The 12087-nt window shown below is 34.2% G+C and carries 13 protein-coding genes; 3 read left to right on the top strand and 10 right to left on the bottom strand.

Going from position 1 to position 12087, the window contains the following annotated elements; all coding sequences use genetic code 11:
* Positions 1 to 25 precede the first annotated feature (25 nt).
* On the bottom strand, positions 26 to 475 hold the full coding sequence (locus AC2CGR_RS09125; protein WP_087963930.1) for a DUF6884 domain-containing protein: 450 nt from the start codon (positions 473 to 475) through the stop codon (positions 26 to 28).
* 20 nt (positions 476 to 495) lie between these two features.
* Positions 496 to 1701: a peptide ABC transporter permease gene (locus AC2CGR_RS09130; RefSeq protein ID WP_270185080.1), complete on the bottom strand. Its 1206-nt coding sequence runs from the start codon at positions 1699 to 1701 to the stop codon at positions 496 to 498.
* 161 nt (positions 1702 to 1862) lie between these two features.
* Here AC2CGR_RS09130 and AC2CGR_RS09135 point away from each other — a divergent pair, with 161 nt between their 5' ends.
* Positions 1863 to 2060 (top strand): DUF4017 family protein, encoded by a 198-nt coding sequence (locus tag AC2CGR_RS09135; protein WP_087963928.1) that lies wholly within the window; start codon positions 1863 to 1865, stop codon positions 2058 to 2060.
* Between the two features lie 19 nt (positions 2061 to 2079).
* Here AC2CGR_RS09135 and AC2CGR_RS09140 read toward each other — a convergent pair whose 3' ends face one another.
* The 4 genes from AC2CGR_RS09140 to AC2CGR_RS09155 all read right to left on the bottom strand — a co-directional run bounded on the left by AC2CGR_RS09140 (position 2080) and on the right by AC2CGR_RS09155 (position 6320).
* Positions 2080 to 3726 (bottom strand): M3 family oligoendopeptidase, encoded by a 1647-nt coding sequence (locus tag AC2CGR_RS09140; protein WP_270185079.1) that lies wholly within the window; start codon positions 3724 to 3726, stop codon positions 2080 to 2082.
* 109 nt (positions 3727 to 3835) lie between these two features.
* A complete protein-coding gene (gene ppaC, locus AC2CGR_RS09145; protein WP_001992310.1) occupies positions 3836 to 4765 on the bottom strand; it encodes a manganese-dependent inorganic pyrophosphatase in 930 nt (309 codons plus the stop codon).
* 161 nt (positions 4766 to 4926) lie between these two features.
* On the bottom strand, positions 4927 to 5592 hold the full coding sequence (locus tag AC2CGR_RS09150) for a lytic polysaccharide monooxygenase (RefSeq protein WP_087963926.1): 666 nt from the start codon (positions 5590 to 5592) through the stop codon (positions 4927 to 4929).
* A gap of 224 nt (positions 5593 to 5816) precedes the next feature.
* Complete coding sequence (locus AC2CGR_RS09155; RefSeq protein WP_001181846.1) at positions 5817 to 6320, bottom strand: GNAT family N-acetyltransferase; 504 nt, start codon at positions 6318 to 6320, stop codon at positions 5817 to 5819.
* A 105-nt stretch (positions 6321 to 6425) separates the two neighbouring features.
* On the opposite strand from AC2CGR_RS09155, the gene AC2CGR_RS09160 reads away from it, so the two are divergent.
* Both AC2CGR_RS09160 and AC2CGR_RS09165 read left to right on the top strand, forming a co-directional pair.
* On the top strand, positions 6426 to 7067 hold the full coding sequence (locus tag AC2CGR_RS09160) for an HD domain-containing protein (RefSeq protein WP_000875117.1): 642 nt from the start codon (positions 6426 to 6428) through the stop codon (positions 7065 to 7067).
* Between the two features lie 61 nt (positions 7068 to 7128).
* Positions 7129 to 7425, top strand: coding sequence for a P-loop NTPase family protein (locus AC2CGR_RS09165; RefSeq protein ID WP_000398676.1), 297 nt, complete (start codon positions 7129 to 7131; stop codon positions 7423 to 7425).
* A 166-nt stretch (positions 7426 to 7591) separates the two neighbouring features.
* Here AC2CGR_RS09165 and AC2CGR_RS09170 read toward each other — a convergent pair whose 3' ends face one another.
* The 4 genes from AC2CGR_RS09170 to dapA form a co-directional block, all read right to left on the bottom strand.
* Positions 7592 to 7960 (bottom strand): carboxymuconolactone decarboxylase family protein, encoded by a 369-nt coding sequence (locus AC2CGR_RS09170; protein ID WP_484480761.1) that lies wholly within the window; start codon positions 7958 to 7960, stop codon positions 7592 to 7594.
* 102 nt (positions 7961 to 8062) lie between these two features.
* Positions 8063 to 9553, bottom strand: a complete 1491-nt coding sequence (locus AC2CGR_RS09175) for an alanine/glycine:cation symporter family protein (protein WP_270185077.1) — start codon at positions 9551 to 9553, stop codon at positions 8063 to 8065.
* Positions 9554 to 9666: 113 nt separating this feature from the next.
* Positions 9667 to 11151 carry an aldehyde dehydrogenase family protein gene (locus AC2CGR_RS09180; RefSeq protein WP_270185076.1) on the bottom strand — a complete coding sequence of 495 codons (1485 nt, stop codon included), beginning with the start codon at positions 11149 to 11151 and terminating at the stop codon, positions 9667 to 9669.
* A gap of 18 nt (positions 11152 to 11169) precedes the next feature.
* Positions 11170 to 12087: a 4-hydroxy-tetrahydrodipicolinate synthase gene (dapA, locus tag AC2CGR_RS09185; RefSeq protein ID WP_270185075.1), complete on the bottom strand. Its 918-nt coding sequence runs from the start codon at positions 12085 to 12087 to the stop codon at positions 11170 to 11172.

Genomic DNA, 12087 nt, shown 5'->3' on the forward strand with positions numbered 1-12087 from the left:
TATAGAAACACGAATTAGTTTTCTATTATAATTCCTTACCTTCCCCTACAGCCCCTTTCAACCTCTGCAACATATACCCAATCCCTTTACATCCTGCTAACGGATACGTAATGATTTCTTCTGGATATAATTGTGTTACTACCTTCTTATGCTTCTTACCTGCGAGTAAAACAATTTCATCAAACTGAAGCAAGTCTTTTTCAATCATTTGTTGTTTTAATTTTTCCATACTAATAATCTCATCACTCTTTGAATCAAATGCAAGATCATAGTTTTCTAGTACAATATCATTTGGCCTTAAAAATCCATGCTTCGCCGATAATATAACCCAATTCTCGAAAAACATCGCTGCATACACCTGACATGCTTTTCCGAATGGGCTAATATATACATCTTTTGCCTCCATCGGTCCGTAATCAGGATACTTATCCCAAATTTTCTTCTTTCCGCATGGAATTATGCATAACCTTTTCATCGTTTTTTCTTACCTCATTTCTAACTTTTTAAATATAAAAATATAGAACCCTCTACTTCTTCATACTCAGCTTCTATATCTCCAACCCCCAATACGTTCCATCCATTATTTGTTTCTTTCGGTTTTTCGTTTATTATGATATGAACTTTTGTCATATTTTTAAAATCTTCTTCAAAAGATGCTAAAACAGGCTGATTTATCATATATGTTTTATTATGTATACCTACACTTAAAAATGTTTTATGTAATGCTTTATTTCCGTTTAACTTTACATTCATTGGATTAAACGAATTTAATTTTATATTGCCTATAATATACAAATGATACCCTTTCTCCTCATAAAAGTGGTTGAAATCCTTGTCTCTTTCGTCTTGAACAAAATGAAGGATTTGCTTCGTTTCTTTACTTATTGTAATTTCATTATTTAAACTCAAATCCACATTTATATTTTGTTTTAAAAAAGCATATAACGATTTATCACTATTAAAGAAGCTCTTTTTCCATTCAGGTAGGACTTCATCTAATAATAAACATAAAAGCATTCCTGAGCTATAGCAGCTCTTTCTAATGTTACAATTAGCTTCATATGCATCTAAAATGAGTCCGCTATATTTTCGTATTGTGTCGCTTTCATCATTTTTACATACTACATTGTAAGCATTCATTTCAACATACCAAGCAGGCCCCTCTATACTTTCAATCATATGCTCATATGTTATAAAATCTTCTCCCATAGCACTAGCTCTTTGCTCTCTTAGTTTAATAAATTGCTTAATATAATTAATTTTCTCTTCTTGAGATTTACAATGAACAGCATCATATAAACAAATTCGTTCTTTATTTCGTAATTCTGTGTTTTCTTCTATTATAGGATATTGAAATCCTATAGATTCATTTGGAAATCTACTTTCTTTATTCAAATATTGATGACAATGAAAAAGTTCATGCACCACAATCGCAAGTAAACTTGCATAATCTTTATATCTATTCATATTCACGATGGCAGTTGGATAATCTTTGAATAGAATACAAGTATCACCTTTAAATTGTTCATCCCACTTTAAAACACTATACTCATCATTATCTTTCAAAAATAGAGGATGATGAAATACATACACATGCTCATCATCGTATAGTGCAAATGCAGCCCTCTTAAAACCAGGCCATAGCGTATTCAATAATTCTATACTTACATCTTTCTTTATTCGATTTAATATATTGTTCATTATATGTAACACCCCTATATCATTCTACATACACCTATTCTATTCCACTTAAAAACAACCCTTTTATTTACATAAATATTAGAAAAACATATTTGTTATCTCAAACTATAATGTATTATATAAATATATATGTGATGATTTTCTGAAAAGGAGGTGAACAAATGAAAAATATAACCCCTGCACTAGTACTCTATATTATTGTTTGCATAATCACTATGCTTGCTCCAGCATCTCAAGGCTATAATCATGTTGGCTGGAAGTTGTTTGTTGGGCAAGTGTATGCTATACCTATTTTCCTCATTACTGCTATTATTACATTTTATATAAACAAGAAAAAATCTACAAATAAACAGTTATAAGGATAGCGAATGCTATCCTTTATTTTAATTCGTTAATTAGATCCCAAATAACCAATGCAGTACTTTCAATCCTTTCTTCTGAAAAGTCAAACGTGACACCGGTTTTTTCATATATTTCTTGTATAGGTAGGTTCCAATCTGCACTCGCTCCCTCTTTAAAGATAGCAATCGCTTTTTCTGGGTCCTCTCGATATATTTGAAACAGTTGCATCGCTCCTATTTGTGCAATTGCGTATTCAATTTTATAAAAAGGAAACTGAACATAGTGAAATGACTCTATCCAGCTTGCACCGATTTCACCTTCTAATCCTGCAATGTCGACTGATGAATATTGATACCTTTTGCATAGTTCGGCATATTTCTTATCACGCTCTTCTGGTGTATGGTTTGGATTTGCATAAAGCCAATGCTGGAATATATCTCCTGCAATTGACGACATTAATAAAGACAAAGCACGATATAATTGTACGCGCTGCACTTCTTTATATTCATCCTCTTGCTTATAAAAAATATTCAACTTATCCATTACTAATAACTCAAGACTGAGTGAATAAAGCTCAGCCACCTCTTCGCGCAGATATCTTTCCTGCATGCTACTATCATTGTTAAATTGTTTATAAAAATGAAATGCATGCCCCAATTCGTGTATCAGTGCATTAATTGCATAAAAAGATGGACTAAAATTAGAATACACAAAAACCTCTTTACTATGAGGCAATGTAAAACAAGCAGCTCCTGGTGCTTTATTTTCACGTTCTTCTACGTCAATCAATCCCGCTTTCCTTATTTGAATAAATTTCTCATAAAAATATAAATCTGTCGTCTGAAACATTTCTTCCACTCCATCCAATAAATCAATAGCATTTTGGAAAGGGACTTTTGGTAAATGACATGGAGAAAGATCCCAAGGGCGATACATTTTTACACCGAGATTCTTTTTAGAAATACTTCCTAACTGTTTCCAAATTGGTACAACATGCTTTTCTATAGATTCATGGAGCTTATAGCAATCTTCAATACTGTAATCTCTGTTTTTTTGTTTAAAAGCATATTCACTATAATTATGAAACCCTGCATGTAAAGCTATCTCATTCCGCAATTGAATGAGTTCATTCATAATACAATCTATTTCTATTTTCATTACACTTCTTGCCTCACATAAAGCGTACCAAGCTTTTTCGCGAATAGCTCTATTGGGTTTATCTAGCTTTGCCTTTACGTATGCATACGTCTTTTGTTCACCTTCCCAATTAATAGATATGTTAGACATTATTTCTCTATATTTTGTAATAAGTTCTTGCTCTTTAATAGAAAGAGCAATGTTCTTTTCATTAAACATTTTACTTTTTGCCAATCTTACTTTTTTCATAAATCCATATTTTTGCTCATCTAATAAATCGGAAAACTGACACTCTCTAAATTTCTGGTCAAATTTTGCATTGTATCTTTTTAATAGTGGTTGAATTGTATTTTGATTATACATATTTAAATTACGTTTATTTCTGTCATTTGTATCTCTATACGTGGCGATTAAACTACTTGTAATCTCCTCTTCTATTTCAGCGTTTACACGTAGTTCCTCTAAAAGCCAATTTTCTAATTCTAAAACAGAATTAATATTTCGCTCTAAAAGTGACTGTAATTTACTTTCCAAATCATTAAGCATACACAAGCCTCCTATTTAAAAATTAAAATTTTCTGTTTTTTAGAGAAAGAAAAAGGACAAGCAGCCAATCCGACTACTTGTCCTTTTTGTTAAATCATAATCAATAATATTAAGCTTGGAATGCTTCTGTTAATACTGGTACGATTTGTTTTTTACGAGATACTACACCTTTTAATGTAGCAGTATTGTTTTCTAGAGATACGTTGTATGCTTTCTCAACAATGTTTGCTGCTTTACCGATCGCAAGACCGACAGAATCGTTAGTTAAGATATCAGTTACAACGAATAAGAATAGATCTAAACCTTTTTCTTCTACTACTGCAGAGATAACTTTTTCAAGTTCCGCTTGGTGAACAAGAACGTCATTTGTATCAACAGCGTTTACTTGTGCGATTTCAACTTTCGCATTACCCATTTGGAATTCTTTAGCGTCAAGAGAGATTAATTGCTCCATTGTTTTTCCGCTTAAGTCAGCACCAGCTTTTAACATTTCTAAGCCGTATTTATCAGCATCTACACCAGCGATTTCCGCTAATTCACGAGCTGCTGCTACGTCTTGCTCTGTGCAAGTTGGAGATTTGAATAGTAAAGAATCTGAAATGATTGCAGATAACATTAAACCTGCAACTTCTTTACGAATTGTAATGCCATTTTCTTTGTACATTTTGTTTAAAATTGTAGCTGTACAACCAACTGGCTCACAACGGTAGTAAATAGGATCGCTTGTTTCAAAGTTAGCAATACGGTGATGATCAATAACTTCTAACACACGAACTGATTCGATATCGTTAGCACTTTGTTGACGTTCGTTATGGTCAACTAAAATAACGTTGTCCACTTCGCTTGCTACTGTCTCAACAAAACGCGGTCCTTCTACTTTAAAATAGTCTAACGCAAATTGAGTTTCACCGCTGATTTCGCCTAAACGTACAGGCTCAGCATTCATTCCTAATTCTTTTTTCAATTCTGCATAAGCAATTGCAGAACAAATTGCATCTGTATCTGGGTTTTTATGCCCGAAAACTAGTACTTTTTCCATGTTTTCCACCTCTTCATGAAAAGGATATCTTAAAGAAGCAAATATGACAATATTTAAAGCATAATTTTTTATAAATAATTGCACTTTCTTCTATATTTTTCATCGTTTTTCATAAAAAAGATAATCTAAAATGAATTAGATGATCGAAATGTATACTTTATTTAAAATAATGTAGGAACTCGCACTACATTATTTAGCACGTTATTTGATGGTAAACCGTTATTTACAAGGTTAACATCTATAACTTGATAAAATGCATTTCCAGTATCCGCTATTTCCCACACAGCTAAAATAAGGTGATATCCATTTCTATCAGTAGGCACATTTGCTTCATGTATTACGGAAGTTCCAGGTCTAGCTCCTCCATCATTTTTCACATAGAAAGGCACTAAATCTAAATCAGACCTCGTTAAAGGCTTGTTTGGATTCCAATCTTTCTTCGTAATATAATATTTCCACTCTTTCGTACTATGAGGAGCCGTTAGTTTCCACTTGAATGTATTCGTCCCGCCATTTAACGTAACTTTCTTCCACCTATCTACAGTCTGGGCATCTAAAGCAGGGAAATGGCCAGCTCCTGCGATTTGTCCATCAGAAGGTCCTAATTGCGGGAATCCACCTATTCCTTCTACACTTTGCGGCTCATATTGAATCGGACCGCAATTTACATTTACCCCTTGCTTACATAAATAAGAACGACTCGCTGGTGATTCTACGTATCCATGTGCTGAAGCTTTTTCTGAAAAACCAAAAGTTAACAATCCTGTAAGTAATATCCCACCACTTAATATAACTTTCTTCACCTTCTGTAAACCTTTCGTTTTCATCTCTTCATCCCCTTTCCCATTATAAAGCGAAAATAACTATAGTTGCCTAGTCATCTTCTCTACATCCATTATAAGGCGAAAGACCATACAAACAGAACCCTCTAAAAACTTTCTCAAATTCAATTTGTACATTAAATAAATTCAAATAACACCGCTAGAGAAATATAGACGGTGTTAAAAATTGTGGTTTATTATTTTGAGCATGATAGCTTTTTAATCATAACTTATAAAACTTTATAATAAATAACTGTGGCATCTAAATCACCACTCGGAGAAATTGCGTATTCTGGTATTTTTCCAACTTCTTGATACTCTAATGATTTATACAATCTATTGGAAGGGTCTCCTTCTCTCGTATCTAGTATTATAAGGGACCTATTTTCTTGCTTTGCTCGCTCCTCTGCTTTTTGCATAAGTAAACGTCCAATACCATTACGTCTATAGTTTGGATGAGTCATTAACTTACAAATCTCGGCTCTATGAATTCCGTTAGGCTTTGTAACTAATTGTAATTGAATACTCCCTGCCAATTTATTGTTTATTTTAGCGACATATAAGATCACTTCTGGCGCTAAAACAGTTTGCCAATACTTTGTTGATTCTTTTTGTTCCAGTGGAGGTAAAAAACCAATTGACGCCCCATCATCTACAACTGTTTTCAAAAGGTTAGAAAGCTCTCCCAAATCATCTTTTATTTGCTTAATCTCTCCAATTACTACATTTTGCATTACTAATCCCCCTTTTATTTCATTGTACCAAGTTTTAAGGAAGGAAAAACGAATTAATAAGATGAAATTATTTAAAGTACAATTTTTTAGAGAAAGGATACTTATATGAAGTATATATTAGATAGGACATACGCAAGAGAATTACTCGAGTGGGCATATGAACAAAACCCAGGTCCGTGGTTCGAACATTCATGTAATGTTGCCCTTGCAACTGAAAAGATAGTTGTAGAACTTATTAATAATGGGTATGACCTAAATGCTGACATAGCATATAATGCTGCCCTCCTGCATGATATAGGAAGGTATAAAGGTTTTACTAAATCTGTTATTCATTCCTATGATGGTTATATGTATATGAATGATTTAGGGTATAAAGGAAACGCGATTATTTGCGTTACACATTCATTCCCGTGTAAAAATGAGCATTTAGATATAGCAGCGGAGTGGCCCATTGTTCCTGATTATATGAAAAGACGATTAATTGAAATATTAAATGAAAATAGTGACTACGACTTATACAATAAGGTCATTACCCTTTGTGACGCACTTGCTGATGCGGATGGCTTTACTACTCTTGAAAAAAGATTGATTTCAGTTGGTTTACGACATGGAACAACCTCTCATTCTTCTTTACATTGGAAAGGTTTCTATACAATTAAGAATGAATTAGAATCCTTAATCGGTAAGAGCATTTACAGAGTTCTTCCTGACGTAGAAAAATCGATTTATAAAAACATGGAATGTTAAATTACATATAACTTAAAAAACGATAAACTCTGTATGCGTACTTCTAAAAACTCATTGAAAAGTGGAGGGATTAATCATTAGCAAAATAGGATTTGACTTAATAAATCATAAGGACGACTTTGATCTTGGATATGAGGATATAGAGGCGATATCTAAGAAATGTAAATTCTCTAACTGCTCCCACACAAATGAACCACACTGCGCAATTAAAAAAGCGATTTCTGATGGAATTATTACAGAAGACATGATGAATAGTTATTATAGAGATAAGAATGAATTCGAATATGTATGTAAACAAAAGAACAAAACAAAAGCTATTGATTACATGAAACAATTGAAACTTTTTCGGAAAACTTAAAAACAAATAAATAATTAAATAATTAAATAAATAGTTGTTATTCCTCATTCCCATTAAATTTAAAATTCTTACTTTAATACATCACATACAAGGTAATTTTCATACTCAAATTTAATCTCACGTAAAAGAACGTTTTAAACCTAAAGTTTAAAACGCTCTTTTATATTCAATGCTTTTGATTTTTCAGTTCTGTTAAACACTCTTGCACTAAAGTTACTGCTTGACTCATGGCAGCTCCGCCAGCAAATGCTGCTGATACGCCACATGCTTCCAGAATCTCTTTATCTGAACACCCTTGATCAAGACACCCTTTTGTATGATAAACTGTACAATATTCATCTTGCGTTGCTAGACTAATTCCTAATGCGATAAGTTGTTTTTCCCTTTTTGTTAAAGAACCCTCTTGAAAACAAGCTTGCGTGAATACATTATATGTCTCAGCGATTTCAGGAATTTGGTTTGTAAAACTACCGATTCCTTCTTTATAATGATGTAGAACGTCATTTACTGAACTATGATGTTGTTCGTGTTCCATCTTATTATTACCTCCATTCAAATTATCTGTACCTACTGTAGTATGTGATGAAAAGAAGGCAATATACCTCGTTTAATAGAATGAATATTCAGTTTATTTAAGCTACAGTTTCAGACTATCATCCACTACCGCTTGTTCTTTAGAGTTTTTTCTTTGAACCTCTTTACTTCTCTCTTCCCAAAATGTTAAACCTTCAATCCCTACATTTTTAGGATCAAATACTGGATCTTTCCCTACTTTTTTCTGCGCTTCATAATCTTTTAACACTTTTAATGCGATTTTACTTAATAATAGAATCGCGATTAAGTTTAACCATGCCATACTACCGATTCCTAAATCTCCAAGATTCCATAAAAGCGACGCCGATTCTACGCTACCGATATAAACCATAATTAAAAACCCAATTTTTAATACTGGTTTTAACCAGCTATATTTAACCTCACGATCTAAATAAGTAAGTGTCGTTTCAGCGATATAGTAGTAAGCGAGTAAAGTTGTAAATGCGAAGAAGAAAATTGCGATTGAAATGAATAATGGTCCAAATCCCGTCATAACAGTTTCAACAGCTTGTTGTGTATAGATTGGACCAGCATCTACATTTCCTATATTCTTTACAATAGCGCTTTTCCCTTCAGGTATAACATTATACATACCTGTTATTAAAATCATAAGAGCTGTCGCTGTACATACGACAATTGTATCAATGTATACGGAAAACGCTTGAACTAACCCTTGTTTTGCTGGGTGAGATACTTCAGCCGCAGCGGAACTATACGTCGCTTCTCCAACGCCAGCAACATTTGAAAATACAGCCCGCTTCACGCCCCATGCAATTGCTGCACCAACGATTCCACCAAACATTTCATTTACACCAAAAGCACTAGTGAAAATTAAAGCAAACATACTTGGAATTTCCGTTACATTCGCAATTAATATGATACATGTAACAATTACATATCCAATTGCCATAAATGGAACAAGCATTTGCGAAACTCCTGCAATTCTCTTTACGCCCCCAAAAATGATTGCTGCTAATAATATGACTAACAATATACCCGTTATATATTTGCTAATACCGTTAGAGTTTTCGAATCCAACTGCGATACTACTAGATTGTATACCTGGTAATAAAACGCCATATGAAAGTGTTACAACGACTGCTACAATGACTGCAAACCATTTCATTTTCAAGCCTTTTTCGATGAAATATGGTGTACCACCGCGATATTCATTTCCAACTTTACTTTTATACACTTGAGATAATGTTGATTCAACAAATGCACTAGCTGCTCCTAAAAGAGCCATTACCCACATCCAAAATACAGCTCCAGGTCCACCAAAAGCGATAGCTGTCGCGACCCCTGCAATATTACCTATTCCAACCCTACCTGATAAAGCTAAACAAAATGCTTGAAAGGATGAAATTCCCGTCTCCGAGCTCTTCCCTTCAAATAATAGCTTAATCATCTCTTTAAAATAACGAATTTGTAGAAAACGAGTTGCAATTGTAAAATACACACCTGCTCCTAATGCGAAAATAACTAACCCAATACTCCATACTTGTCCTACTAACCACTCTATTAATTGCTCCATCCAAATCCCCCTTATCATTCTTTTGAAAACTATTTTATATATAAGAAAACGGACAACTATTATGAAAGCTTCCAGTTGTCCGTATCTCTATTCATTAACAGTTAGACTCTCTATTACTTTATATTGACCCAAACACTTTTCACTTCTGTATAGTTATCAAGCGCATATGAACCTAACTCACGACCGATACCGGATTGTTTAAATCCACCAAATGGTGCCGCTGCATTTTCTAAGTTATAATCATTAATCCATACCGTTCCTGCCTTTAATTTATTGGCAACTTGATGTCCTGTTTTAATATTTTGTGTCCATACGCCTGCAGCGAGTCCGTAAGAAGAGCGATTTGCTCTTTCGATTACTTCTTCCGTTGTATCAAATGGAAGTACAACGACAACTGGACCGAAAATTTCTTCCTTAACCATTGTCATATCGTCAGTAACATCTATGAATACTGTTGGCTGTACGAAATAACCTTTTTCAAATGCACGTTCACCACCAGCAGCAACAGTAGCACCTTCAGCTTTTCCTTGTTCAATGTAATGTAGTACACGCTCTTGTTGTTTTTTAGATACGAGTGGACCCATTTCCGTTTCCTTCTCCATACCTGCTCCAAGTTTCACGTTATTCGCCATTTTTACGAGTTCATTTACAACTGTTTCGTAATGTTTTCGGTGTACGAACACGCGAGATCCAGCACTACAATTTTGACCGTGATTATACATAATACCTTGGAATGCACCGTTAATCGCTTCTTCTAAATCAGCATCTTCTAAAATGATATTAGGTGATTTACCACCAAGTTCTAACGTTACATGTTTAATTGTTTCTGCAGATTGACGCATAATATATTTTCCTGTAACTGTTGAACCTGTGAAGGCTACCTTATCAATATCATGATGGTTTACAATTGCAGCTCCCGCTTCAGGGCCGAAACCTGGCACAAAGTTTACAACACCATCTGGAAAACCTGCTTCTTTAAAAAGTTTCGCTGCATATAATAAGGATAAAGGAGTTTGCTCTGCTGGTTTTAATACGATTGTACAACCTGTTGCTAGTGCAGCTCCCATTTTCCAAGAAGACATAACGAGCGGAAAATTCCAAGGAATAATTTGACCTACAACGCCAACAGGTTCATGGCGTGTGTAATTTAAGTAATCTTTTGAAATCGGAATGGTTTGCCCGATAATTTTCGTAGCCCATCCCGCATAATAGCGATAATTTTCTACAGTCGCTGCAATATCATCATCCAGTGCTACTTGATATGGTTTCCCATTATCTAAAGCTTCTAACTGTGCTAATTCTTCCCCATGCTCTTCTATTAAGTCTGCTAATTTATAAATAAGGTGCGCTCTTTCAGCGGTAGTCATTTCTGCCCAAGGTCCTGATTCAAATGCAGATCGTGCCGCTTTAACTGCCGTATCAATATCCTCTTCTTGTGCTTCATAAACAACTGCAAGAACATCTTCTGTCGCTGGATTATATGTTTCAAACGTCTTTTCGCTAATTGAAGGAACAAATTCACCATTAATAAACATTTTAATCTCTTCGTCTAAAAACGCTTTCACTTTTGGCTTCAGCTCAATATTTGTCGTTAACATATACGCTCTCCTCCTTATTTAAACAGCTGCATGAGCTGCAATTTTTGAAATAATCGTTTGAAGTTTTTGATCTTCTTCTTCAGTTAATCCGAGTCTCGGATAACGTGAAGGTCCTCCAGCTTGCCCGTGTAATTCCATTGATCGTTTCACGATTTGCACATACTTTCCTGATCCTTCAAGAAACTCGCAAAGAGGTAAAATAGCGTCGTTTATTTCCCAAGCTTTTTCTAATTCACCATTATGAAAATGCTCATACATTTTCGTCACAAGTCCCGGTACGATATTTCCTGCTACTGAAACCCATCCCGTTGCACCAACTAAATAAGATTCCATAACTAAATCTTCAGATCCACAGAACACTTGAAAAGTACCTTCGCCTTGTCTTACTAAATCTCTCGCTTTTCGAATATCTCCGCTAGATTCTTTAATATGTGTAACATTTTCACAGTCTTTTCCAATACGTAGCATGAGTTCTGTACTCATATCAACACCAGATGTAAACGGGTTATTGTATAACATAATTGGAATATTTACAGCGTTTGAGATTTCTTTAAAATGAAAATATATTTCCTCTTCTTTCGGTTTACAATAATACGAATTTATAATTAACGCACAATCCGCTCCATGCGCTTCTGCATGTTTCGTATATTCAATCGTCTCTTTCGTCGTCTCCGCAGCAGTTCCAACAATAACTGGTATACGACCATCAACTTCTTTTAATACTGTTTCTACCATTTTAAATCGCTCTTCTTTTGATAAACTAACAAACTCTCCTGTGCTTCCATTAATAATAATGCCAGCCACTTTTTGCTCAATAAAATAGTTTACGTTTTGTTTTACACCGTTCCAATTAATTTCTTGAAACTCATCCATCGGTGTGATTAATACTGGAAATGCCCCTTTAATTTTTTTCATATTCATCTCTCCCTTTATCAT

The organism is Bacillus sp. LSHTCR4 (genome assembly GCF_057197025.1).

Excerpts from the sequence above, each read along its gene's own strand:
- AC2CGR_RS09155 (WP_001181846.1), bottom strand. The coding sequence starts at position 6,320 with ATGCAAAATGTAGTAATTGGAGAGATTAAGCAAATAAAAGATGATTTG.
- AC2CGR_RS09180 (WP_270185076.1), bottom strand. The coding sequence starts at position 11,151 with ATGTTAACGACAAATATTGAGCTGAAGCCAAAAGTGAAAGCGTTTTTA.
- AC2CGR_RS09135 (WP_087963928.1), top strand. The coding sequence starts at position 1,863 with ATGAAAAATATAACCCCTGCACTAGTACTCTATATTATTGTTTGCATA.
- AC2CGR_RS09175 (WP_270185077.1), bottom strand. The coding sequence starts at position 9,553 with ATGGAGCAATTAATAGAGTGGTTAGTAGGACAAGTATGGAGTATTGGG.
- AC2CGR_RS09130 (WP_270185080.1), bottom strand. The coding sequence starts at position 1,701 with ATGAACAATATATTAAATCGAATAAAGAAAGATGTAAGTATAGAATTA.
- ppaC (WP_001992310.1), bottom strand. The coding sequence starts at position 4,765 with ATGGAAAAAGTACTAGTTTTCGGGCATAAAAACCCAGATACAGATGCA.
- AC2CGR_RS09160 (WP_000875117.1), top strand. The coding sequence starts at position 6,426 with ATGAAGTATATATTAGATAGGACATACGCAAGAGAATTACTCGAGTGG.
- AC2CGR_RS09170 (WP_484480761.1), bottom strand. The coding sequence starts at position 7,960 with ATGGAACACGAACAACATCATAGTTCAGTAAATGACGTTCTACATCAT.
- AC2CGR_RS09125 (WP_087963930.1), bottom strand. The coding sequence starts at position 475 with ATGAAAAGGTTATGCATAATTCCATGCGGAAAGAAGAAAATTTGGGAT.
- dapA (WP_270185075.1), bottom strand. The coding sequence starts at position 12,087 with ATGATAAAGGGAGAGATGAATATGAAAAAAATTAAAGGGGCATTTCCA.
- AC2CGR_RS09150 (WP_087963926.1), bottom strand. The coding sequence starts at position 5,592 with ATGAAAACGAAAGGTTTACAGAAGGTGAAGAAAGTTATATTAAGTGGT.
- AC2CGR_RS09140 (WP_270185079.1), bottom strand. The coding sequence starts at position 3,726 with ATGCTTAATGATTTGGAAAGTAAATTACAGTCACTTTTAGAGCGAAAT.